At 35.5% G+C, this 25900-nt stretch carries 22 protein-coding genes and 1 pseudogene; 15 read left to right on the top strand and 8 right to left on the bottom strand.

Annotated elements, in window-relative coordinates; translation table 11 throughout:
* The first annotated feature begins 38 nt into the window (after nt 1-38).
* Nucleotides 39-386, top strand: a complete 348-nt coding sequence (locus QCD85_RS07030) for a hypothetical protein (RefSeq protein ID WP_301262100.1) — start codon at nt 39-41, stop codon at nt 384-386.
* A 174-nt stretch (nt 387-560) separates the two neighbouring features.
* On the opposite strand, the gene QCD85_RS07025 is transcribed toward QCD85_RS07030, so the two are convergent.
* The 3 genes from QCD85_RS07025 to QCD85_RS07015 all read right to left on the bottom strand — a co-directional run bounded on the left by QCD85_RS07025 (nt 561) and on the right by QCD85_RS07015 (nt 3972).
* Entirely contained in the window at nt 561-1661 is a 1101-nt protein-coding gene (locus tag QCD85_RS07025; RefSeq protein ID WP_301262099.1) for a WD40 repeat domain-containing protein, read from the bottom strand.
* Nucleotides 1662-1768: 107 nt separating this feature from the next.
* Nucleotides 1769-3289: a sensor histidine kinase gene (locus tag QCD85_RS07020; RefSeq protein WP_301262098.1), complete on the bottom strand. Its 1521-nt coding sequence runs from the start codon at nt 3287-3289 to the stop codon at nt 1769-1771.
* Entirely contained in the window at nt 3286-3972 is a 687-nt protein-coding gene (locus tag QCD85_RS07015; RefSeq protein ID WP_273612713.1) for a response regulator transcription factor, read from the bottom strand. Before QCD85_RS07015 ends, QCD85_RS07020 begins: the two co-directional genes overlap by 4 nt.
* Nucleotides 3973-4331: 359 nt before the next feature.
* On the opposite strand from QCD85_RS07015, the gene QCD85_RS07010 reads away from it, so the two are divergent.
* The 9 genes from QCD85_RS07010 (at nt 4332) to QCD85_RS06970 (ending at nt 15313) form a co-directional block, all read left to right on the top strand.
* Entirely contained in the window at nt 4332-4772 is a 441-nt protein-coding gene (locus QCD85_RS07010) for an SMI1/KNR4 family protein (RefSeq protein ID WP_301262097.1), read from the top strand.
* A 171-nt stretch (nt 4773-4943) separates the two neighbouring features.
* Nucleotides 4944-5990: an adenosine deaminase gene (gene add, locus QCD85_RS07005; RefSeq protein WP_301262096.1), complete on the top strand. Its 1047-nt coding sequence runs from the start codon at nt 4944-4946 to the stop codon at nt 5988-5990.
* A gap of 335 nt (nt 5991-6325) precedes the next feature.
* Nucleotides 6326-9487 (top strand): type 2 lanthipeptide synthetase LanM family protein, encoded by a 3162-nt coding sequence (locus QCD85_RS07000; protein WP_301262095.1) that lies wholly within the window; start codon nt 6326-6328, stop codon nt 9485-9487.
* Between the two features lie 42 nt (nt 9488-9529).
* Nucleotides 9530-10297 carry an ABC transporter ATP-binding protein gene (locus QCD85_RS06995; protein ID WP_301262094.1) on the top strand — a complete coding sequence of 256 codons (768 nt, stop codon included), beginning with the start codon at nt 9530-9532 and terminating at the stop codon, nt 10295-10297.
* 29 nt (nt 10298-10326) lie between these two features.
* The gene (locus QCD85_RS06990; RefSeq protein ID WP_301262093.1) at nt 10327-12372 is read left to right on the top strand and encodes an FtsX-like permease family protein; all 2046 of its coding nucleotides are present in this window, start codon (nt 10327-10329) and stop codon (nt 12370-12372) included.
* A gap of 247 nt (nt 12373-12619) precedes the next feature.
* A complete protein-coding gene (locus tag QCD85_RS06985; RefSeq protein ID WP_301262092.1) occupies nt 12620-12757 on the top strand; it encodes a type A2 lanthipeptide in 138 nt (45 codons plus the stop codon).
* 117 nt (nt 12758-12874) lie between these two features.
* A complete protein-coding gene (locus QCD85_RS06980) occupies nt 12875-13012 on the top strand; it encodes a type A2 lanthipeptide (RefSeq protein WP_301262091.1) in 138 nt (45 codons plus the stop codon).
* A gap of 266 nt (nt 13013-13278) precedes the next feature.
* Nucleotides 13279-14724, top strand: coding sequence for an ATP-binding protein (locus QCD85_RS06975; RefSeq protein WP_301262090.1), 1446 nt, complete (start codon nt 13279-13281; stop codon nt 14722-14724).
* Nucleotides 14702-15313, top strand: a complete 612-nt coding sequence (locus QCD85_RS06970) for a response regulator transcription factor (RefSeq protein WP_301262089.1) — start codon at nt 14702-14704, stop codon at nt 15311-15313. Before QCD85_RS06975 ends, QCD85_RS06970 begins: the two co-directional genes overlap by 23 nt.
* 10 nt (nt 15314-15323) lie before the next feature.
* Here the strand turns inward: QCD85_RS06970 and QCD85_RS06965 are convergent, their stop codons facing one another.
* A complete protein-coding gene (locus QCD85_RS06965; RefSeq protein WP_301262088.1) occupies nt 15324-16850 on the bottom strand; it encodes a hypothetical protein in 1527 nt (508 codons plus the stop codon).
* Between the two features lie 134 nt (nt 16851-16984).
* Here QCD85_RS06965 and QCD85_RS06960 point away from each other — a divergent pair, with 134 nt between their 5' ends.
* On the top strand, nt 16985-17866 hold the full coding sequence (locus tag QCD85_RS06960; protein ID WP_301262087.1) for an RNA ligase family protein: 882 nt from the start codon (nt 16985-16987) through the stop codon (nt 17864-17866).
* Between the two features lie 12 nt (nt 17867-17878).
* Nucleotides 17879-18553: a hypothetical protein gene (locus QCD85_RS06955; protein WP_301262086.1), complete on the top strand. Its 675-nt coding sequence runs from the start codon at nt 17879-17881 to the stop codon at nt 18551-18553.
* Between the two features lie 101 nt (nt 18554-18654).
* On the opposite strand, the gene QCD85_RS06950 is transcribed toward QCD85_RS06955, so the two are convergent.
* Nucleotides 18655-19227 carry a GNAT family N-acetyltransferase gene (locus QCD85_RS06950; protein WP_301262085.1) on the bottom strand — a complete coding sequence of 191 codons (573 nt, stop codon included), beginning with the start codon at nt 19225-19227 and terminating at the stop codon, nt 18655-18657.
* Nucleotides 19228-19551: 324 nt separating this feature from the next.
* Between QCD85_RS06950 and QCD85_RS06945 the strand changes: the two genes are divergently transcribed.
* On the top strand, nt 19552-20412 hold the full coding sequence (locus QCD85_RS06945; RefSeq protein WP_301262084.1) for a Cof-type HAD-IIB family hydrolase: 861 nt from the start codon (nt 19552-19554) through the stop codon (nt 20410-20412).
* Nucleotides 20413-21125: 713 nt separating this feature from the next.
* Here the strand turns inward: QCD85_RS06945 and QCD85_RS06940 are convergent.
* Nucleotides 21126-22361 carry a hypothetical protein gene (locus QCD85_RS06940; protein ID WP_301262083.1) on the bottom strand — a complete coding sequence of 412 codons (1236 nt, stop codon included), beginning with the start codon at nt 22359-22361 and terminating at the stop codon, nt 21126-21128.
* Between the two features lie 262 nt (nt 22362-22623).
* Here QCD85_RS06940 and QCD85_RS06935 point away from each other — a divergent pair, with 262 nt between their 5' ends.
* Nucleotides 22624-23376: a hypothetical protein gene (locus QCD85_RS06935; protein ID WP_301262082.1), complete on the top strand. Its 753-nt coding sequence runs from the start codon at nt 22624-22626 to the stop codon at nt 23374-23376.
* A gap of 285 nt (nt 23377-23661) precedes the next feature.
* Here the strand turns inward: QCD85_RS06935 and QCD85_RS06930 are convergent.
* A pseudogene (locus tag QCD85_RS06930) lies at nt 23662-23760 on the bottom strand (metal-dependent hydrolase); the annotation flags it as partial.
* Nucleotides 23761-24097: 337 nt separating this feature from the next.
* On the opposite strand from QCD85_RS06930, the gene QCD85_RS06925 reads away from it, so the two are divergent.
* Nucleotides 24098-25012 (top strand): methyl-accepting chemotaxis protein, encoded by a 915-nt coding sequence (locus QCD85_RS06925; RefSeq protein WP_301262081.1) that lies wholly within the window; start codon nt 24098-24100, stop codon nt 25010-25012.
* A 106-nt stretch (nt 25013-25118) separates the two neighbouring features.
* Here QCD85_RS06925 and QCD85_RS06920 read toward each other — a convergent pair whose 3' ends face one another.
* Nucleotides 25119-25784 (bottom strand): MBL fold metallo-hydrolase, encoded by a 666-nt coding sequence (locus QCD85_RS06920; protein WP_301262080.1) that lies wholly within the window; start codon nt 25782-25784, stop codon nt 25119-25121.
* Nucleotides 25785-25900: the final 116 nt, after the last annotated feature.

Here is a 25900-nt window from a genome sequence, read left to right as displayed (position 1 = left end):
ATGAGAAAGCAACCTATTCAGAACCAAAGAGGTGAAACATGAGACTATTTATTATGGCATGTTGCATACTTGGATATTCATTATTTCTTGTAGGGTGTAATGCTAATGGGGAACATACGGATTCCTATGCAGCTATTATTAATTATAATGATCAACAGTATATAGGCGGACAATCTGTAGATATGAAGCAGTATACAGATATTCAGCCAGTCGGTGAAATTTTACAACGCGTGGATGCAGAGATTTATCCGCCAGAACATCTGATGTCGAATGCGGTAGATAAAGGCACTCCAGTCTTTCAGACGGCAGATCATCATTTGTTAATCCAGCAGTTGAATGGAGAATATCAATTATTTCGTAAGACAGATGTAGAAGTAAAATCATGACACTTTAGAAGTGTTATTGTATTTGGAACGCAGGATAGCTACAATCTTTAAGCAGAATATTATAAGGATGTTTGGATGAAATAGAAGCAGGTTACATTTATCATGACAAAAATGATCTAAAAAAGCAAAAATAAGCTAGAGCCACAGATACATTACGATCATGTTGGCTTTAGCTTATTTTTCGATTCCTATAATATAGGTCATGACTCCGCGACTCTCATCATACAGTGACAAGTGATCACCCGACGGATTCCATTGCATGGAAGTGTTGGCATCTTGAATTTTGGCAAAAACCGGCGTTGTTTTACCCGTATGTTGATCGAAAATATACAGCCCGTTCATTCCTTGCTGATTCACCTGATGGATAGAGAATGCAAGCATCCGACTATCTGGAGACCATACACTACGGCTGATTAAGCTTCCTTGACCTAATGTGCCTTTTACATGACCTTCTGTATCGATCATGATTAATTTGGCAGGTTCAGTTGTATTCCACACACGTTGTTCTATCGCGATTCGCTGTCCATCTGGAGATACCGAGAAGGCTCTAACATCGTGGGCGATCGGAGTGATCGTAGGCTCGGATTGATTCGCATATTGTACCAGTCGATAGACATTAGTATCTGGACTCAAATAGTAAATAATTTTGCCGACTTTTTGTACCGAATCCAGACTGTCTTGTTGTTGCACTGCATCTGGCAGAACCACATTGGAAGAGTGTCCGTTCAGATCGATTAAGCGCATACCACCGCCTACTTTGGTGGTAATTAAGTGTTTATTATCTGCCCAACTCACTGTACTGGTAATATCCAGTTGACCAATCGATGTTACGTTGCCTGTTGATACATCCCATATATATCCTAGAATCTGATAAGGATCACCGTCTACACCTTCTGTAAAAAACACATGCTGACCATCTTGAGACGTCAGCGCAAGATATTGAGGTGATGTGCGCTCGGGTGTTAAAGTATTTTCTTTACCATTTTCGATATGATACATATATAGTCGATCTTTTTTGTTGATAATCAGCTCTGTATCCGATAACCATGTCCGTCCATATACATTTTTTAATGGTACTACTGAGGTTAACATCACTTCATCGGATTGTTTTTGCATCGAAGTATCTAGAGGTAATACTGTCAGTTGTGGTTCTGATGAACGTAGTCCGCCTGTATTCGTCAACATACTGCACGCACTGAGCAATAGGATACATCCTATGCCGATACTTAGCCGGTAGAGATGAGAGAATCCGCAAAATGAAATTATTTTGTTCACAAAAAAACATCTCCCTTATATGATCGATGTCTTTACTATAATCAGCAGACGTTTCGTAAATATATCGAATTGTATCCAAGTTGTAAATAATGTACTCGATAAGTAAGTTACACCGGAAGTTCCAAAACAAATTCTGTACCCGAATCATTCGATTGAGCAATATACAACTTGCCTTGTAGACGTTCTGCTAGACGGCGGGCAAGTGGAAGACCGAGACCTGTTCCACTACCTGTACGTGCGCGATCACTGCTTAATGTAGCATAAGGCTCGAATACGTTGTCCCATTGATCTTCTGGAATAATAGCACCGGAATTGATAATACGAATGATCGTCTTGTAATCGTACAGTTCATTAGAAAGTGTAATCCATCCATGATCATTACGATTATATTTTACTGCGTTGTCTAACAAATTTAATAAAATATGCATCAGATGCTTGGGATCGGTCGTCAATGTTACAGCAACTGTCTGTACCTGTAGGTCAATACCTGAAGTGGATGCTTTGCCATGTGTACGCTTGGCGACATCGCTTAACAGTTCATCTAATTGCACAGAAGTTACTTGTAATTCAAAGTCGTATTTCTCCAACAATGACAAACGAATCGAGTCTTCGATCAATTCAATCAGTCGTTTGGTTTCTTTGGCAATACTTTCACTTGCTTCGTGCACCAGTGTAGGATCGTCACCATACATATTCAGTAAATCGGCATAGGCTTGAATCGATGTAATCGGTGTTTTGAGTTCATGACTGATATTGCCGATAAATGCTTTTTGCAATTGTTCTAGCGCTGTTAATTTGGTAATCGCTTGTTCCAGTTGTTGTTTTTCATTTTCCAGATCGTTCACACTTTGAGCGATCATATGTCCCATCTGTACGATGTCGTCTCCTAGTTGCCCTAATTCGTCTTTACGAGTAAAAAGAACAGTGCGAGGGAGAGGATAATGTCCCTGAGATATCGAATGAGTCTCTTGAGTCAACCGATGAATATCGGCAATCTGCTTGCGGATATATAACCAACCGACTACAAAGCTGATAATCAACACCGATACCCCTATTGTAAGAAGTAGTTGTACAATATCTTGATAAAATGCTTGTTGTTCTGCAATCGAAAGATGAAGCTGAACGACGCCAAGCAGACCATCTGGTTCTTGAATAGGAGACAAATAGATAACCGAAGAACCTGCTGTAATATAAGCGATCTGACCTTTCAAAGCATAAGCAAGAGCTTGCTTTACATTCACTTGAGGAGCAACGGGTAATGAATCGCCAGCTAATTGCCCTGTAGCATCGTACAGAATAATACGCATATTACTGGATATTCCAAGTTGACCGGCAAGTTCGGTAGCGCGCAACTTCATAAATTGCTGAGGGTCTTTTTGATTACCGGCTAGATATTCCTGACGTATAGTAAGACCTATGATTTCGCTTTGTCGTTTGAGTGTATTTTCGATCTGGTTTTTCTGATTCGATTGAATGCCGATCAGCACTAGCGTACTTAATACACTTACAGTAAATAGAAGTAATCCTGCTAAAAGCAGTGGAAACTTCCAACGTAAGCTAAGTCTGCGTGACCAAAAAAATGGTGCTTTACGATCCGATGAAGTATGGCTGGATAGAGAATCTTTCACGATAGCGGTTCTGCTTTGTAGCCAACACCGTAGACGGTTTGGAGCAAAGCTTGATGAGGTTCTATTTTTTTGCGTAATCGCTGAATATGAATATCGATCGTGCGCGTTTCTCCTAGATAATCCATTCCCCATACCAGTTCTAATAGTTCTTCACGTGTATACACTCGATTAGGATGGTTAGCCAGTAAAGCCAATAAGTCGAACTCTTTAGGTGTAAGTTCAATTGGTTGCTGGTCTACCAATACTTTACGGCTACTGCTGTATACTTCTACAGATCCTAAGGTAGCAGGTAGATCATTGACCGTAGGTGTGCTTTCACGTTCCATCAGACGTGCCAAAGCTTTGATACGAGCAATTAATTCACGAATATCGAAAGGCTTGGACAGATAATCATCTGCTCCCATTTCGAGACCTAGTATTTTGTCGATAATATCAGACTTGGCAGTAAGCAAAAGAATACCGATACCTTTGCGATGATTCAGTTCACGACAGACCCCATATCCATCAAGCTTAGGCATCATCACATCCAGTACGATAACATCGGGCTGAAATATAGCTGTTTTGGCAAGAGCGTCTTCACCATCTATCGCTGTTTCTACTATAAAATGTTCTCGTTTCAAAGCGTAAGCAATCGAGTTACGAATACTTTCTTCATCATCTGCGATTAGTATTTTTTTGGACATGAGTGTAACCCTCTCTTTATAAAGATCCTTCATTTTCATCTTGCACATCGTATACAACAGTGTTGCTAATGCAAACAGTATAACAGACATTGCTTCGCCCAGGCAGATCATCACTACAACAGACTTATAGGTGATTTAAGGTTTAATTTATCATGACATCCCACCAGTAACAGGTGAAATACCTGTGCCTGTAGAAAGTAAACAACATCGTATTACATTAGCTATCCTGTTATGAAGAAATCTAGAAAAGATAGTATTCAAATATTTCCAGTAATGATGTGTAGATGCAACCGTCTGTATAGTTATACTATAATAGATCATATCGCTTATATCCGTTAGTCAAATAAGGAGTGTTGAAGATGGAATTAGAATTGTCTCAATTAGGATCATGTGAATTTTATCCACCGGCTGAAAATAGTACGATTCGTGATGCAGAGAAATGGATGAATACGACATTTCCCAAAGCTTTAAAACAATTATGGAAAAAAAGTGATGGATTATATACAGATGAAGGCGTATTGATCTATGGAGCAGAACAAATTGCAGAACGCAATCAGACATGGGAGACCGATCTGTATGCAGAAGGATACGTAGCTGTTGGTGACGATAGCGGCGGCAGAGTATTAATTATGCTAGCTGAAGCAGGAGCGAAAGACGTATGGATTGTGGATGGCGGAAGTATGAGTCCTGATGATGGAATGCATGTTACCGATCATTTTATCCGGTGGGTGAATCAAGGGTTAGAATTAGGGGAATCTGAAGAAAATGAATACATAGACGATGATGAAGATATAGATTAATACCATATGTCTAACATTATTATTGCTAAATTAATATAAAACCTCTTATATGTTATTTAATATAACATTGAATAAATTAAATATGTACTTTTTAGTCTTAATATGTTATATTAATGAACATTTAAATGACGCATTTTAAAATGAGTCTGATCATAAGAGGAGGGAATAATAATGAATAGTCATCTGAACGGTATTGATATATCTTCTCTGCCTAAAATAGATTTACATGTTCATCTGGATGGAAGCTTACGCCCGCAGACAGTACTTGATTTAGCTGAAAGTCATGGGGTTCAATTGCCGACGACAGATAAGCATGCATTACTCTCCCATATGCAGGTAAATGAAGATTGTAGTAGTCTGCAAGACTATTTAAGCAAATTTCATTTTACAACTCGCTTTTTACAAACGGCTATTGCGTTAGAACGGGTCGCTTTTGAAATTGTGGAAAAAGCAAACAGACATCATTGTAAATATATCGAAATTCGCTTTGCTCCTCAATTGCATCGTGAACGTGGACTTTATACAGAAGAAGTGATTCATTATGTGCTTGCAGGTCTGAAGCGCGGTGAACAACAGTTCGGGGTGCGAGCACGTGGTATCGCGATCTGCATGCGTCATCATGATCATCAACAAAATATGGAAGTGATCCATGCTGCTTCAAAATATATAGGCAAAGGTCTGGTCGCTGTCGATCTAGCCGGTGATGAAGCGTCATATCCACCCGAGTTGTTTCGTGAAATCTTTGCAGCTTCTCATCGCAGAGATATTCCAGTTACGATTCATGCTGGAGAAGCGGCAGGAGCTGCTAATATTCATGAAGCAGTCTCCAATCTAGGCGCTACTCGAATCGGTCATGGCGTACGATTGCAAGAAGCACCAGCGATTATGGATATGATGATTGCCCGTCAGATTCCGCTTGAAATGTGTCCGGTGAGCAATATTCAAACCAAAGCGGTATCCAACTGGGAAAGCTACCCGATTCGTGATTATTTTGAACGTGGATTGATGATTACGGTAAATACCGATAATCCTGGTGTATCTGGAACAAGTATGACCAAAGAATATCGTATTTTAGCAGAGCGCTTCGGGTTCACTACATCGGAATTAGGTCAAATCGCTATGAATGGAGCTCATGCTGCTTTTCTAGAAGAAAGTGAAAAAGTGAAATTAAAGCGAGAATTGCGAGAAGAATTTGCCAGCTTGGGCATTTCAGTGTGAAGAGATCAGTCTCAGAATCTAGGTATGACTTTCTATTTTGATAAGCTATATGATGTAAATGAAAGGGCTATTGTAAACCTCGCAGTGTCCACACACATAATAGAATCCAATGATAAAAAAGACTTTCCGTTAGAAGTGGAAAGTCTTTTTTTGCGTATTCATTTTTAAATTATATTGAAAAGTGTATCTTCCAACACTGGTTCTGTCTGTTACAAAAGCAGTAATGTATCCATTTATAAGTGTGCGTTCAATACTCAATCTAATCTAGAAAATTACAATTATAATAATGTCAGCAAGCAATAGATGTAATCCAATGTAAAGGGGATAAGAACATCATGACCTTATTAGATATTTGCAAATTAAAAACAGCAACGTATCTACAAGAACGAGTAATTACAGAACCTGTGTCTACAACGAATGAAGCATTAGAGCAATGGACTGAATATATTCAATTACCTGTACAGTATAGACATGCTTTTTTGGAGAGTTATAGTAAGTCCGAACAAGAATTCAATTCGTTAACCGATCATTTGGCTCCAGATATTGAGTTAGTAGATCAACAACAATGGATCGATGATCTACAGCAACTGATGAGCAATTTTAATTCCAATGAAAGTGTGTTATATGCGATCAAAGGACATATTCCTACAGACCATCCGTATTTATGTTTTACATATCCATTTTTACATTGGATTCAGCAGATCATTGATAACGATCTACCTCAGACATCCAAAGTAGATCAACAAGCTGTTCGATCTGTAATTTTAGAAGCAACATTACAGACTGTACTGAAATTATCGGTGAAAGTGTTAACCGTAGAGATTAATAAGCTAAGCAAGCAATCTTTGCTAACAGGCAATACCCCGGAAGCAAGATATCAGCATTTTTGTACTAAGATGCAACAACAGCCGTATTTTATACAACTGGTCTATGAGTATCCGACGATGTTCCGCATGATTATCGAAGAAAGTATTCAACAGAAGAACTTTCTACTGGAAGCTGTCGAACATTTAATTTTGGATTTTAATAAGCTTCAAGATCAATTTGGGGTATTGGGAGCATTAACAACGATAGATATGAATAAAGGCGATAGTCACTGCGGGAAAAAGACCGTATTAATCTGCGGATTTGAACATGGCAAAGTAGTATATAAACCGAAGCCATTACAAGTGAATACACACTTCAATCAGATGATCGAATATATGAATCATCATGGACTACAGTATCCTATTAAACCATTACCGGTAATCGCTTATGAAGATTATGGATGGCAAGCTTATATCGAACAAGTCAGTAGTACAACAGAAGCAGAAATAGAAGAATTGTATTACAAAGTAGGTGTATATGTCTGCTTATTACATGTGTTAATGGGAAGCGATATGCACGCAGAGAATGTAATCATGTCAGGTAATAATCCGTATTTTGTAGATTTGGAATCTTTATTTCAAGGCTATGATAGTCAAGATTTGCATGAAGATACTGCTTACAAAAAAGTGCTATACAACATTAAAGATTCTGTGATTCGAACCTGTTTATTCCCAGCTAAATTAGATAAACAATCGAATCTGGATATCAGTGGGCTAACCGGAACCGGAGACAAAACGATAGCCAAAGGAAAATTTGCGTTTGAACATAATTATACCGATCAGATTAAGTTGGTGCGTACTAGCTATACCACCACACACAAAAAGAATATTCCATTGCTTCATGGAGTAAAAGTCGATCCGAGACAATATGTAACTCAGATCATTGAAGGATTTGAACAAGCCTATACGATCATTTGCCAGCACAAGTCAGATTTTATAGGAAAGCAAGGATGGATTCGGAACTTTGCCAAAGATAAAGTCCGTACGATTGTCCGTAATACCAGCGATTATAGTACATTGCTAAATGCATCCACCAGTCCTAATTATTTAATAGATGCGCTATACCGCAATCGTTTATTTGATCGTATGTGGGCGATTTCTAGTCGTAATCATCGTCTATTACCTATTATTCCGGCTGAAATTAATGATTTATTGCATATGGATATTCCGTACTTTTATTCTTACGTCGATCATACGTCGATCTATGATAGTCATGATAATGAATACGAATATTTTCATCAAGCGACATTGTTAGATCGAGTAATTGAGCGTATTGAAAATATGGATAGCAGAGATCAACAATATCAAGTACAGATGATTCAGACTGCATTAGCTATTCCTATCAAAAAGTGGGATCTCAAACAATATAAAAAAGATTACAGTTCATATGATCACTTGGAACAGAAAACAGCTTCTTATTTTATTGAAGAAGCAACTAGAATAGCAGATGAATTGATTGCTATCAGTACAATGACTACCGATTTTGGTGATATTGGCTGGCAACATGTAACAATAGGCAATGATTCACAATGGATTATCAATCCGCTAGATAATTCTTTGTATGAGGGATTACTGGGGAATGCACTATTTTTCGCTACTATGTATCAGATGACTGAACAAGTCCGTTATCTGGACGTAGTAGAAAAGATTCTTATCTCTGTTAATCTGGACAAGATGCTATACAACAAACCACAATCGTTATCTGCTTTTACAGGCGAAGCGAGTTATGCTTATAGCTATTACTATTTAGGGATGTTGCTAGAGCGCCAAGATCTCAAAGATCAAGGAATACAACATATTTTACATTGTGGAAAAAAAATAGCCGAAGATGATCAATATGATCTTATGGCAGGTTGTGCAGGAACACTGATTGTTGCTCTGCAAATTTATCAAGATTGTGTTATAGATGAAGTATTATCGATAGCGATTCAATGTGGAGAACATCTGATTAAGCATGCTACTCAAGTAAACGACCATAGTATAGGCTGGCAAAATGCGATCGGCGATGGCAGTGTACTTACAGGTATGTCACATGGTAATGCAGGGATAGCATGGGCATTAGCAGAGTTGTATGAAGAGACTCGTATTGAGACATTTCGACATTATGCCAATCAAGCGATTGCATATGAACGAGGATTGTACTCTGCAGAAGAAAATAATTGGTTTGATCTACGTAATCGTCAAAATCGTATTCAAAAAAACTTTCCAGAACCTGTGAACTGGTGTCATGGTGCACCAGGTATAGGTATGGCAAGAGTCAAAGTATGTAATATTATTGCTGAACAACAGATAGGTATTGAGATTGAACAAGCAATTCAAAAAACAATACAAGAAGGATTAGGAGGTAGTGATTGTCTGTGTCATGGATCGATGGGAAATATAGATCTGTTATTGTTATCTGCTCAACATCTTGGTCAATCCGAACATCTAGATACTGCTAAGCGTATTGTCGGTGATCTAGTGAAGAGTGCTCAAGCCGATCAATGGTATAGCGGTATTCCGCAGACGATCCAAGTACCGACTCTGATGATTGGATTAGCAGGTATTGGATATCAATTATTACGTACAATTGATCCATATCATATCCCATCAGTACTAACACTTGAATTACCTCATCGCTCACAAGTATAAAAGGTAAAAGATATCCATTTGAAATGTAAAGGAGAATAAATCATGAATAATAACGCTGTACTCATCGCTAAAAATATTGTCAAATCTTACGATCATATCAAAGCGTTAAATGAAATATCGCTTGAAGTTCAAAAAGGTGAATTTGTAGGTATTATGGGTTCCTCAGGTTCAGGTAAAACTACATTATTGAATGTGTTATCGACTATAGATCATATTTCTGAAGGGGAAATTGTTATTGATGGTACAGAGATAAGTCGATTGAGCGATAATCAGACAAGCGATTTCCGCAAAGATTATTTAGGCTTTATTTTTCAAGAATATCTATTGTTAGATAGCTTAACAATTCAGGAAAATATAGCGGTTCCCTTAACTTTACTCAAAAAGAAGCCGACTGAAATTGAAGTTTCGATTCAAGCATTAGCCACACGGTTTGGTATTGAAAATCAGTTACACAAGTATCCGAATGAATTATCAGGTGGACAACGCCAAAGAGCTGCTGCGGCTAGAGCGATGATCAAAAATCCTAGTATTTTATTTGCAGATGAGCCAACAGGAGCTCTTGATTCTAATTCTGCACAAGAATTATTGGAAAAGCTGAAAGAAATTAACGAAGAGTTACACACGACCATCTTAATGGTAACCCATGATGCATATTCAGCAAGTTATGCTAATCGAATTATTATTTTGAAAGATGGTCAGACAATCAAGCAATTACAAAAAGCTCAAAAAAGTCGACAAACATTTTTCGCAGAGATATTAGAAGAGATTGCAGCTCTGTCTAATCGAACAGTTGCCAGTATAGAAGCCTAAGATAAATATGGTTAAAAGGAGGTCTATATGTGAGTCTATTCCGAATTGTACAAAAGAATTTGAAAAAAAATCTATCATTTTATTCTTTATATCTAGGTTCGGTCGCTTTTGTACTTATGATTTTTTATTTTTCTATTTCTTTTGGAAGTAATGATCTGATTGTGTCTCGCTTAATGGGGGATAATAAGTTACAAGCCATGATCAAAGTCGTATTACCATTATTGATGGCTTTTGTACTCTTTTATATGTCCTATTCGAATACTTTTTTTATGAAGCGTAGAATGAAAGAATTAAGTATTTACGCTTTGCTTGGGTTTAATAAACGTAAAGTTATTTTGATTTTATTCTTAGAAAATATATTTATTTGTTTACTAGCACTTGGTATTGGGATTATAGTGGGTGGTATTCTCTATGTCATATTGATTCAGATCGTTATTCAGTGGCTTGGCGTTTCGTTAAACATGTCTAGTATTGTATGGTTCAACAGTGATGCAGTGCTGATAACCAGTTCTTTTGTTGTATTGGTATTGATCGTTTTGTTATTTTCCAATTATAAGTTTATTCGTAAGCATACTCTACTGGATCTGGTCAAAGTTGAAGGTACTCGGGAGAGGCCAATTCAATTAAAATTATGGAAAGCGATTGTTGGTTTTGTTGCTCTTGTCGCTGGATATATACTGGCACTTGATATCAAAAGAGGAGTTGATTCGTTGTGGGTGACGATTGGATTTGCTCCGTTATCGATGTTGACATTTGTACTGGTTGTTGTTGGAACGATTCTGTCTGTTCATTCTTTTTTACCATATACGTTAAATAAACTCAAAGCGGCTAAAAAGTCTTTTTATCGAGATACGATGATTATCACGATTCCTCAATTTGTACAGCGGATTACCAGTAATGCGAGAACGCTTATTGTTTCTACGCTAATTTCTGCTGCAGCATTAGGATTATTAGGGGCAGGGGTTATTACATTTTATTATCCTGTCAAAGCGATTGAACGTACCAATCCAGCTGCCTTTGAATTTCCAATGCAAGATGTAGTATTGACGCAAAAAGCTTTGGATATCGTCAAGCAACAAGCCGATACAGATCATATCGAATCCAAGCAGACTACGATATTGGAAGTACAATCTTCTTCCAAAAATGTACCTTTTGAATATAGGGCCAAAGAAAAAGCAGGCTTTGATCTGATCTCATTATCCGATTATCAACGTTCTTTGGTATTACAAGGCGATGCCCAGAGTATGAATGATCTAACCGGTAATCAAGCAATTTTTATCAAATACAATCAAAATAATGTAGATGAAAGTGGTAAAGTCTATACATTAACACCACCACAGAGCAATCCGATTGACGTGGATATTAAGTACACTACACTCGAGAATACGATCTCTTTTGCAAATAGTGTAGGAACATTAGTATTGTCGGATGCGTTGTATCAGCAGATTCAAGCCACCGGAGTACCTTCACGTCAGATTATGAGTATTTATGGTGACGGATTGCGTAGTAACTCTGTTGTACATGCGCAGTTAAGTCCATTGTTCAAAGATAATGTTTATTTTCAAAGTGCGATTGGGAAACGAACCACCTTTTTACAAGCTAACAGTTCATCATTATTGATTAGTATTTTTGCAAGTACGATCTTTTTGATTTCGACAGGTAGTATTTTGTATTTTACTAATATTTCAAATACGTATTCCAAAATTAATGATTTTAGAATCTTAGAAAAGTTAGGATACCGTAAATCAAAAATTAAAAAGATCGTTAATTATCAGATTTTTATTACACTAGTTATTCCTTATACTCTAGGGAGTCTGCATAGCATTTTTGCTTTAGAATGTTTTAAAGCATTAATGCCTAACCTGATCGGAGATTCCAGTGCATTCTGGTTACCAGAGATCGTAGCGATTGGTATATTTACAGTAATCTATACAGTATATTATCTGATTACTCAGTATTCTTCTTATAAAGTCATCTGGGGTCGTAAAGTTAAAACACCTAATATATCTCAACCTCCACATTCTAAAAAATATGTATCTTCTTACAGTAAGCGTCGTGCACGAAGTTATAAATAACATCATTCTTACGATCATACTATTTTTTAGTTACTTGCGATTTAATATAGAAAATAGATATGAAAAAGAAATACACAGTACTTGTGTGTTTCTTTTTTTATTTATAGTGTTTTTCTATAAAAAACAAATAATTTCTAAATAAAACAACAAAACTGCGCTTTTTACTCATTCTAAAATATGTAATTATTGCTATTTTTAGTATGTAGTTATTAATAACTACAAATGATGTAGGGAGGAGGCGTGCTATATGAAAGAGTTATTTGTAGATTTGTCAGCAGTGGAAGATATTACAGAAGCTGAATTACAAACAGCAGTGGCTCCAGGCGATGGATGGCTTGCAACTTTGACAGACGATTGCCCGAACTCCATTATTGTTTGCTGTTAATTGTATGTTGTCAGGCGAGGAACTTAAGGGAATATAGCAGTTTACTGCATACTTACACACTTGAAATCACTATGGTTCAAAGTAATTCACCACTACAATTCTAAGGAGTGTTTGAATATGAAAGAATTATTTGTAGATTTGTCAGCAGTGGAAGATATTACAGAAGCTGAATTACAAGCAGCAGTGGCTCCAGGCGATGGATGGCTTGCAACTTTGACAGACGATTGCCCGAATTCTATTATCGTTTGTTGTTAAGTGATTGTATAATAATAAAGAATAGGGAGCCGATATCTAAGGATATCGGCTTTACTTTTTTTTACAAATAAATGGTATATTATACAAGTGGACTATAATTTTTAACGACATAGTGCAGAGAGGTAACCTATATGCATGACAAGTACATAAAGCAACAGGTATTCATCTTGTTTAATCAGACATTTGTTATTCTTTTTTTATATTATCAATATGTTCAGCATCTGAATAGTAGCGTATCAAATATGATGTCGCTAGTGGTGATATCAATGGCTATCTATGTTTTATCGTATATTAAAATGACGAATGTAAAAGGAAGTGTGATTTTAAATCAGTTTGCGAATTTATTATTGTTATATTCGTGGCAAATTCTTTTGATGTTTGGTAAAGATCCATTTTTTTATTACATAGTGATCTTTTTAAATGTGATTGTGTCTTATACTCTATTGCGTTTTTTGTTACGCTTTATTTTTCAAGATTCTGCTTATATGCATAAAAAACAAGTGGATTGGATATTAAAAGTGATTTCCTTCTTAACGTTAATCTCTATTTACAATAAGCAACTGTATTCAATCATGTTTTTCTGGCAATGGGTGATTAGTGGAATTTTAATTGTAATCACAATATTTAAAAATAAAAAACGTATCAAGTTTTTTCTGAATAAACAATCCAAAAGTCTAACTTATGCGCTGATGATGACAGCTATTCCTTTTGGTACTTATATTTTATTTATGGATAAAGCCAAAAATGTATTTACCAATCTTGTATTCTATTTTATTTTTATTTTTCCATTATATGCAGTCTACAGTATTGTACAACATAATGCTAAAGGATTTATACAACTTACACAGCTCAGTTCATTGCACAAATGGATGATGATCGTAGTATCTATTATAGGTGTCGGGTTGATCGGTCAAGTATTCGGAGTAGCTCCTTTATTTTATATGATCGTTTTTCACTCTATAGTCTGGTTGTCAATCTTTTACTATCTGTTGCTTTACAAACAAATCAAACAGTCTTTAGAAGTCAAGCAATCAACACACCAGAAGCAATTTGATTCTTATGTCGGTCGAGTAGCACAAGTAGCAAAAGAAGAACAACTCAAAAAAAATTTTTCTAATTATCTGCATGATGAAATATTACAAGATTTATTAGCTGTCAAAAATATGATGAACAAATCGAATAAAGTGGAAGTACAACAGATGATTACAGATACGTTAACAGAGTTAAATAAATCAATTCGCAATCAGATGCAAGAGTATCATCCAACGTTACTCAGCTCATTAACACTCAAGCAAAATTATGAAAATCTGCTTCAAATTATAAAAAAGACACATGCCAATCAAAAGATCATAGTTGAATTTAATTGTAAAGATGATTTGTTTTTAGTTGAACCTTATCAATTTATTTTTTACCGCTTAATCAAAGAACTTACTACTAATGCGTTTAAACATTCGCATGGAAGTCAGATCTGGATCAAATTAGCACAGCATATGGAGCAGGTGGAGTTAATAGTAGAAGATGATGGAGTCGGTCTAGATCCTACCGAATATAAGCATAGCCAGGGATACAGAGGATTGTATTCTATTCAAGAACAGATTACCTTGTTGGAAGGTGAAATGAATTTTGGTATACGTAAGCCACATGGATTGAGTATTCAAATTATACTTCAAATGAAAGGTGAGCAATCTTATGAATATTTTATTAATCGATGATCATATATTATTTGCAAAAAGTTTGGAAATTGCTTTTGAAGATTATTCAGAAGTCAGTAGCTTTCGATCGGTACAAGAAGTAGCAGAAATGATGAAGATGATAGAGGTAAAACGTCCAGACATTTTGTTAGTAGATATCAATTTAAGCAATATTAGTGAAGAGGATGGATTGATTGTTGCTGAATCTGTATCTAAAAAGTATCCTGATTTGAATATTGTGATTTTGACAGGATTTGACCTTCCGGTCTATCGTTATGAAGCGAAAAAAGCAGGAGCACGTGGATTTATCAACAAAAATGTATCTCCTGATCAGTTGTTACATATCCTACTTCATATTCATGCAGGCTGTACATATTTTCCCGATGAAGAAGAAGAGATCGAGCAACTGACTGAGCAAGAGACCAAAATTTTGCAAATGTTAAGCGATGGGTACAAAAGAGAAGAAGTAGCCGATACGCTGTTTATTAGCAAACGGACTGTATCCAATCATATTCAACATATTTTTGATAAATTGCATGTTAGTTCAGCATTAGAAGCAGTAACCAAAGGGATCAAATTAGGGTATGTCAAAACGTATAAGCAGTCATAGTTGTGTACACTTAAAAATCTCGAAGTTCATCAAAAAGTTCGTACAAACTGTCTTTATCTACAAGCAATTTGCCTTGCTCACCTAATTGTTCTTGTAGTTCTGTTAATAGTTCATCTAACACAGTATAGATTTCTTCGCGTTCAATCGTGTCAATAATGCCACGACCCCGATCCATTTTGTTAAACGTTTCGGTATATTCAGTGACCATTTTTTCCAACATCGAATATACTGTATCTGCCTGAATCGATGCATCGATCATACGTGTAGTAGTAAGCATTTTTTTATAAGATTGAGCAGCTTTCTTAGCATTTGCAGCCGAAATATGTTCACGTCCATCCCAATCGCGGAAAGGGTTGAGTAAATTTTCAGCTAGCCATTCTGGTTTGCGTGGTTGAGTGATCGACAGATCCAGCCCGAGAGTAGCAGCTTTTTTATACTTCGTTTTGACCGATTTGGCTACATTGGCTGGAATACTGCTCATCCATAACACCGATAGCTTGGGTAACTGCTCAGGAGATGGGAACTCATCTGCTTCGAATCCGAATAGATCATCTGTGTTCAAAATTTGCAAATGAGGTAGTTTTGCTAGATTTTGTATATGATGTACAACACCTGGCTTGCCTGATACTCGCAGTTCGGTCAGATAAGGAAAGCGTTCCACTATAGTGTTGATATCTATCTCTTGTATACGAACTAGAGATAGTCCGGCTAAATGATCTAGACCATGAAACTGGAAAAAATGGTTCCAACATTGTAAATTAATAAATCGTCCATCAGACACACTATGAATATGAAGATCAGGAGAAGGTTCACTATTGAGCATAAAATGTATAAGATCATCATTAAGATAAATTGTAATAAGATGATCTGGTTCTAGCATCAAACGATTTAAATGGCTCTGCCTGAGATCAAGTTCAGTCACTATCGAAGATTTCCATTGTAATTCATGAATAAGAGGATTCTGGTTGATATAGTGTGCCAATTCTAGGGTACCTTGTTCAGTCTCAATCGATATCAGGCAAGGAAGCTTATCCAATTCAGAGAAATCTTCTATCTTTTGCAAGATCAGATCGTTAATTCTTGTCGTATTTTGAGGTAGTGTCTGACCCCCTACGACTACTTCAATATCTGGAGAAGCCGATTTGAATAGGTTTCTTTTCGTTACATCAATACGTTCCCAGCGACGTTGGTTATGGATGCTATTGCCGATATGCCAACCTCCAGCGTAGCTTTTTACTTCTTGATCCACTAGAGGAGAAATATTTCCTACAAATGAGTATTCCGGAGGCACGTTGGCACTCACATAGTTATGATCAAATTGATCATTCCAAAAATAAGAGTTGCACACTAACGGCTTCATCGTATGTAAAGTATCTTCATCAGGCAGTGTATCTCCTGTCCAGTCTAATGCTAGAATAGCGGCTAGTGGAGGTTCTTTTGGAGATGATCCTTCTTTAAGATGAGTGACCTGACAGGCTACATATTGCTGTAGTTTTTGAGAAAAAACACAATAGATATCTCCAACTTGAGGTAGCATCATTTTTTCCTTTCGTGTATAAATATAGAATAGATTGTAATTAGTATAGCAAAAGCATGTAGGCAATACGAATCGTATCTTTATTAGAATATACAATATAAGTAGTATGACTTAATCCCAAAGGAGCTTACATAATGAGTGAGATGAAGAAGTATATGAGTGTAGTCAGAATGGGGCACAAAACGACCGAAAATGTGCTTCAACCGGGTAATCCTATTATTATTCAAGAAAAACTAGATGGAGCCAATGGATCATTCAAGCTAGAAGACGGCAAAGTAGTAGCTTTTTCAAGAAATGAGCGATTGACCGAGCAAAATAATCTACAAGGTTTTTATGAGTGGACACAGACACTGGATGCTAGTTTACTTCGAAGCGATGTAGTCTATTTTGGTGAATGGCTTACCAAGCATAAAATCAATTATGGAGAACTAACCAAACAGTTTTTTCTATTTGATCTGTATGATGTAGATAACGAAAAGTATCTTCATTTTACCGAAGTGAAACAAGAAGCAGAGCGATTGGGTTTACACTTAATTCCTGTGTTTTACGAAGGAGAATATCAATCCCTGGAACATTTAGAATCATTTATCGGACAGACAGCATTAGGTGTCAAAAAGGGTGAAGGTATTGTTGTCAAAAATGTAGATTATCATGATGTATATGGCAAACAGCTCTTTGTAAAGCTTGTTATTGATGCATTCAAAGAAGTACAACGTATCAAAAAGCCCAAAGACCCTAACTTTCAATCTGCTGAAATCGAAGCTGTAAAATCTGTATTAACTAGAGCGCGCGTCGAAAAGTGGATCTATAAATTAATAGATGAAGGTTCACTTCAAGCAGACTACGGTATGAAAGACATGGCATTAATCTTAAAGCAAATAACCCCGCGAATTGTAGAAGATATAGTGCAAGAAGAAGGCGACCGAATTGTTTCATTTGATGTAAAAGATATTCGTAAAATCATAGGTAAACACTTGCCTGTATTGATAAAAGAAGTCGTAGAAGCTAAAGAGTAAAGGATGGAAAGTATGGAACTTTTTCAATCCAAAAAGAATGATGAGCTTGAGATGATTCATCAACCACTAGAGGTAGTTACCCCATTAGGACTTATTCGATTAGCATTGGATATTGGAGCAGGCAATCTGCTGGATACCAGCTATATATGCCAGCAATTACAACAGGGAAGTTATATGTATACGTGGAAATCTGAGCAATTGGTTATTGAAATTATGATGGCTCATCCTATCATTCCACTTCCTCTACATATGCGAGTAGATGGTAGTTGCGGTCTATTGATTAGAGTCATGAATGTGAGTAACGATGATGTATCGCTTAAATGTACAGCGTATTGGGCAGAACAGCAATGGATAACAGGTGGGAGTAGTACAGGTCAATATTTGGAAGCTTCCACTTGGGAAAGCGATACTCATTATGTATCTATAGGAACCGAGGATGCCGAAGCTTTGCAAGATCGAAGTGGTACTCATAATCTTATGCCTATTCAGATCAAAGATCAGAATGAGTTAACGTTTAGTGATATCAATACAATAGGTATGTATTTGCCTTCGATAGCAAGTTATAAGCTATGCCAGTTCCATTTTTATATAGCTTGGAAAAAGTATACTGATGATGAAGATGTAGATACCTGGTATGCGGTCGATCAGCAAGCGCAATTGATATTAGAACATGAAGAATGTTATTAATTAGAGTATTATATCTTGAAGAAGTTAGAACAGGCTGTATAAGAATATCTAAATTCTAAATAAAAAAGACCACTTCTTGTACAAAGAATGGTCTTTTTTATTTAGATGTTATGATAAGCAATAAATTCGTCTTTGGTTAAGCCAAATAATATCAAATCTTGATATTTTCCATGAGTATAAATGACTTGGCGTCGTACTCCTTCTTGCACACACCCTAATTTCTGCATCATACGAATAGAGCCTTCATTGCCTTCTAATACATAATCATTAAACTTATTCAATCTTCGTTCTAAAAAGGCGTAAGTAAGCAGAATTTTAATAGCTCGTGTACCGTAGCCTTGACCACGAAGATCTTTATCTATTTGTATACCAATACTGAATGTTCCATTACGTTCATCAATACTGTTCATATTGAGTGCTCCAACATGTTCCCCATCGAGTGTATCAATAGCAAACATCAAACGAGATTGCTGATTAGCGAAATCTTTAAATCTTTCTACAAATTGCTGTGCTTCACTAGCAGTGGGAGGAAGTTCGATCGCTGTTTCTAATAATCGTCTAGCTTCAGAATCAAATCGATTAATATAATGACTTTCCCAATCTTCGTCTTGGATAGCTCGTAATCGAATTTTATCATCTTGCCAAAAATAGTGATGATAATCAATAGCACGCATAGAGTAGAGACCTTCTTTCTATATGTATATATTTTTTACATATTTAGTATATCAGAAAAAAGAAGACAATTATTGATGGAAATAGTTCTAAAATAACAAATAATACCGAAAAGTTCGGAATACCACTATAATGTAGATAAAATATTCGATATGCTAAATAAACGCAAACTAGAGTTCTCAGACAAAACAATGTAAAAGAGAAGCAATACTAAAGCATATTTGTTTTATTCTTACAGGGTTCTATTTATAGTGATAGATAAAATAAGATGTCTGCTTGTAGTATATTCTTCAATTAATTTCTTTACACATTATGGAGGTTAGATCATGACAGAAAACACTCACCGAAAAATAGTCTTTATTGATATAGATGGCACACTGGTAGACGATGATGGACATATCCCCTTGTCTGCAAAACAAGCTTGTCAGCAAGCACGTAACAACGGACACTTACTCTATCTATGTACAGGTCGCTCCAAAGCTGAGATTTACGATAGTATCTGGGAGATTGGATTCGATGGACTGATTGGAGCAGGTGGAGGTTATGTCGAGTTTGGAGAAGATATTTTATACCACAAAAAAGTAACAGAAGAAGATGTACGCCATATGGTGGACTTTTTTAACCAGCATCAGATCGATTTTTATCTGGAATCCAATTCAGCTCTCTATGCGAGTAGCCAGCTTGAAGCTCATTTGGAACGACGCATCTATGGAGATCTAGAGAATGATCCACTTGCACAGCAAAAGAAAGCATTAACCCTTCATCCTTTTATCACAGGATTAACGTATGGCGAAGCTAATCTGTACAAAGATGATGTAAATAAAGTCTGTTTTCTAGAAAGTTCGATTATTCCTTTTGAACAGATCAAGCAAGAATTTGAAGGGAAGTTTCATATGATGCAATGTACTGTCCCTATATTTGGCGAAGGCAGTGGAGAGTTAATTATCCCTGGAATACATAAAGCTCTAGCTATTGCAGATTTGCTTGAACATCTAGGAATGTCCCGAGAAGATATCATAGCTATCGGTGATGGAATGAATGATGCGGAGATGCTAGAGTACTGCAAGACCGGAATAGCGATGGGAAATGCCAAACCAGCTCTGCAAGCGATAGCAGATCATATTACAACGACGGTAGAAGAAGATGGTCTGTTTCTAAGTTTTCAAAAGTACGAGTTGATTGGATAAGATTCTTTACCAAAATAAGTATCATGCTTGTACACATACATTAGAGGAAAATCATGAATGACATGAGTCAGCTTGAAATGGTGACGGACGAACTCCTGAATTTGCGAATAGTATAAAATATGAGAAATTTTGGAACAGTTTTTTATCGGGAGAAACATTTCACGATAAAATCGAACGTAAAGATGCAAAAGGGAATGCAATCTGGCTAGAAGCTACCTATATGCCAGTATGGAACAAAAATAGAAATGAAGTTATTGGCGTTACCCAAGTGGCTACAGATATCGCTTACTCTGCTCAGATATTAGATATTTAGACGCAAAAAGTAGCGAAAATGATTTGATCGACTAACTAAAAAAATTCCTTGAGAAATGCAACGTAAAAGTCATTTAATCATGTCTTTTAGGTTACAAACTCAAGGGATTTTTTAGTTTAGAATGTTGATATTAATGTCCACTCGTATCAGATGCCTACATTGGACCTTTACCACCACTAGAATACATTACTAGATTGCCATCGTCTTGAACAACCAGTATTTCTCCAACCATACCTGCTGGAACTTTACCCTGATAGTAATTATTACTCCATTTATAAGGTTTAGAACTAAAAAATATTTATACAGATCTTACCAATTTTTTTATTAGCTCAAATAATTGCTATTCAGACACAAAAATTTCCTGAGATTATTCAATATATGATATTAGGAAATTTTTAAATTATTTTTCTGTAATTTTTATAACAGCGAGCACTTTATTGTCGTAATCAATTATTGCTAACTGTTGTTTATTTAACCAAGCATTATAGCTGTGATTTTGTATATAATTTATCTCAGCTAACCATTTCATTTTTTTTGAATCAGCAATGCGTACAGTTTTATCTGAAAAGTAAAGTAGTTTATGTTTTAAGGAAATACTTACATCTTTTCGATCTTTTAATACTTTAGAAATTTTTCCTTTATCTAAAGATATAACTTTAGATAATATAGGAGTGATTACGATAATGTGATCTCCAATATGTTTATAAGGAGAATAAGCATTAATGGTAGTGTGGATCCATTCCTTTTTCCCGGTTGAGTTGTATTTATGTAATCGAAATGTGTTTTCTCCTATACCTCCGATATTTGTTTCAAGAGCAACAGATAAGTCTGGAAAAAGATATGATTCCCAAATCATTCCATCCTTCAATTCTCCTGTAAATCTAACTTTTTCGTGTAGATCCTGAACTTTAAAATGAACATTAGTAGATGTACCACTAGTAATAAGCAGATTATTATTTTGAACATCCCTTAAAATCCCAGATAGTTCCTGTGTTCTTATTACTTTTCCATTATGATCAAAATAGCGTAATTTTGATTTGTTATTCATAGAAAATGACATCAATAATTCGTTATTATTTAAAATCCAATAATTCCAATCTAAAAAAGATGGTTTCGATGGGAGTGCTTGTTTTATAAATCTTGTTATTTTTCCTGTTTTCTCGTTGACAGTATATAAATAAAAATTATTTTTATCTTCTGTTGTACAGAAAATTTCCCCATTATCTTGAACTTCATAAATTGTTTGTCTAACGAAACCTTTGCTAAGAGTTGTTTCCCAAAGAAATTTACCGTTGGATGCTTGAAAAGAAGCTAATTTTACAACTCTATTTTTATCAAAATAAACAACAATAATATTATTACCTGAGCGATCTGGAAATACAGAATCAATACTATCAAAATTAGCAATGCTCCGTGCAAATTCCATTTGATAAGTCGCAGACTTGAGTTTGCCATTTTCATCTGCAAGTTGTACTGATTTAATAGAATTTTTGATTATATCAGTTAACGAATCAGTAACAGGTATTTCTGAGGAATCTGTTGAATCAATTGCATGAGAAACATTAAAAGGTATTAGATGAATCAAAAAAATTAAAACGATAATTTTCCATAGCAATGTATATTTTTCTTTGTTCAATTTAAAATCTCCTTTAGAGTATTTTATTTCTTATATCGGGTATACTTATTTATGAACGCAGACATTATATGTAAAAAATTGAATTTATAATTTGTTGATACAGAACTTATTCTCAATATTCATTCTAACTTCGTAAGGAATATTAGTTTGGTTTGGGTCGGGATTAAAATAAATATGTTATTAAAAGTTGATAATACAGTCTTGATCTGAATTAATATATAATATACTGAAAAATAAGTTTATAAATAGGTGAATATTAATAATGAAAAAAATGAGAATAATTATAATAGGGTTATCAGTTTTTATAGTTTGGGCTGGATCTGCATTAATTATTTACTTTTTTGTAGAGAAAGATTTTCGAGGAATAACTGGAGATATGTTTGGTGCAATAAATGCCTTATTTTCTGGATTAGCATTTGCAGGCTTGATATATACTATTTCTGTTCAGCGGCAGGAATTACAACAACAAAGAAAATCGATAGAAATGCAAACAGATGAATTGAGTCTCCAAAGAAAAGCAATTGAAATGCAGACAGAAGAATTAAAAATGCAACGTGAAGAGACTACTCGGTCAGCAGATCAATTAGAGATGCAACAACAGTTAATGAATTACCAATTAATATTAACTACTGTAAATGATCTAATTAAGCTCAAATCGGGTATATTAGTTTCTATTGAAACTTCATACTCTGTAGAAGTTTCAAAAGTCATAAGTTCTTTTGGTAGTTTGGATTCTTATTTGAATATTCTGGCAGATGATTCAAGAAAGCCAACACGTTCTCCTCTAAGTTATCAAGATCGTCAGAACTTTAAACAATATATCGAAACTTGTTTTTTTCTTTTACAATTCGTTATTGAGAGCCAGTTAACAGTTTTACAAATTGACAATCTCAAAAAAATAATAAAAGTTAATTTGTCAGAAAATGAATCTATAGTACTTAAGCGCTTTGCTCAAGAAGATTCTAATCAACATCAATTAGCTTTAATCAAAATTTTTAATTTATTTTCTTCTTAGCATATTCAAAAGCATTTTCAATATTGTTTAGAAAAATTTCATTGCTATCATATGATGATTTTCTATAAATATAATAAAAGATCTTCATATTTTAAATGGAGGTCTTTTTCTTTTCTTCCGCATTTGGTTATATTATCAATAACAATCTTAATGGGGAATAATATAATATCTGCACAAATTTATCGAAAAAATTTCTCAATATACAAACAATCTAATTAAAGAAAAATCTCTTTACTTGCTCCAACATGCTTATGACCCTGTGAGTTGGTTCCCTTGGGGAGAAGAAGCGATTACCAAAGAATCATTACGCTTAGCGATCTCAACGGTGTCGTCTACATGATCACCATGAACATGAGTTAATAAAATGATATCTGCTTGAACATCTAGGAATGTCCCGAGAAGATACAATAGTCATCGATGATGTAATGAATGATACGGAGACGCTAGAGTACTGAAAGATCGGAATAGCGATGGGAAATGCCAAACCAGCAGTAAAAATATAAATCATATTAAAGAAGCAATAACAGTTAGATGTAAGCCTAACTTTATTGCTTTTTTATTTTATTTTGTAAATTTATTATTTTTGTCTTTTATCCGATATAGATAAAGAATACTTAATTTGGTTAAATTTGCACATTAAATAAATATTTGTTATACAGTAAAATAGAGTGATATTGAGCAATGAATAACGATAATGTTACACATACATTGGAGGAAAATCATGAACGAAATGAGTCAGCTTGAAATGGTTACTGACGAATTAGTTATACGCACATTACAAGATAATTTGGCTATTATCCGTTTTGGTACCGATCGTAAGATTGCTTATGTGAATGCTATTTTTGCAGAAGTTGTTGGGTATACTCCTCAACAAATGATTGGTATGCCTCATAAAAATCTATGTTTTCCTGAATTTGCGAACAGTATAGCGTATGAGAAGTTCTGGGATAGTCTGTTATCTGGCGAGACATTTCACGATAAAATAGAACGCAGAGATGCGCATGGTAATACTATCTGGTTAGAAGCCACTTATATGCCGGTATGGAACAAAAATAGAAATGAAGTCATTGGCGTTACCAAAGTAGCTACTAATATTACAGAACGTCAAAGTGATCTGTCTTGCGTTGTAGATGATCTGCAAAAAACAGCACAAGCGCTTAATGTTCGTTCTTCCGCTGGGATTGAACACAGTCAAGAATTACTAAATAGTATGAATCGAATTGTAGAATCATCTAGTGTGAATACAACGACTCTAATCGATTTGCAAGAAAAAGCGTTAGAGATTCAAGGCATTGTGCAGACGATTCGTAAAATAGCTTCACAAACACATATGCTGGCTTTGAATGCAGCGATTGAAGCAACACATGCAGGCGAATTCGGACGAGGATTCAATGTCGTCGCTAGAGAAGTACGTAAATTATCTTCAATGGTACAAGATTCGATTATTGAAGTGAAAAAGAGTGTAGATTCGATGAGTATAGAAGTACAGAAGATTTCCAATGGTACAGACGATGTGAGACAAAGTGTAAAACAAGGGCAAGAGCAAGTGAATACGGCGATGGAAGTTTTCACTGCAATTGCTTCATCCGCTCAAGTGTTAGATATTCAGGCGCAGAAGGTAGCGAAGATTATATAAGAAGATTTATCGTAAAAAAGAGCTTTATATCCTATAAAGCTCTTTTTGCTGTTCTTTCGTCAGTACTAGTGATTTGTTTATGATGATATGTATTAAAAAAGGAATTTTAGGGTTCTTGAGTCAGTTGTACTATTTGGTTATTCACCTCTATACTACTTAAACCTCCGTGATAACAAACAACAGATGCAATATCGAAATTCAAATATTTTCGTAATGAGCGACGAGCTGAATCTATATCTGGCGTAGTGGGGGTATGAATTCCTTGGAGTTGTCCATTCACACTGTACATCGAATCACCAGCAATTAGCGTTTTACTTTGTTTTAAATAAAGGCTAATATGACCAGCCGTATGCCCAGGCGTGTGAATAACATGAATGCCACCACAAAAAGGCAGTTCTTGACCATCTACTAAAATATCGTTTACTTTATCCTTGGGAGGGTTCTGAAGATGACTATCTTTTAATAGTGGTAATTCTCCCTGAATATAAGGTTTATCCAGTTCATGTGCATACACTGTAATAGAGTGATTAGGCTTCTGTAACATATCTGGAAGGTTACCGATATGATCTACATCTTGATGGGTCAAAATAATTACTTTGAGCTGATCCAGTGATACACCTGTTTGTTCTATAGCTAGGCGTAAATCTTCTATTTGTCCCGGGAATCCTGTATCGATCAAAATAGCCATTTCTTTATCCCATACAAGCACAGGATGAATCTTGCTTCCGTGAAAATCAAGTTCAAGCATGTCTACCCCTTTAGCAACTTCCATTATTTTACCCCTCCATAATTTAAAAGTATGTGTACATAAATATTAAAATTTTTATGATCGAGTAAAGTTTATTTATAGCAAAAGAAAGATCAATCTAATCTTTCACTTTGTAAACG

Origin of the sequence: Paenibacillus sp. PsM32, from assembly GCF_030433815.1 — a bacterium.
GTDB lineage: Bacteria > Bacillota > Bacilli > Paenibacillales > Paenibacillaceae > Saccharibacillus > Saccharibacillus kyungheensis.
This window is presented reverse-complemented; position numbering and strand designations above follow the sequence as displayed.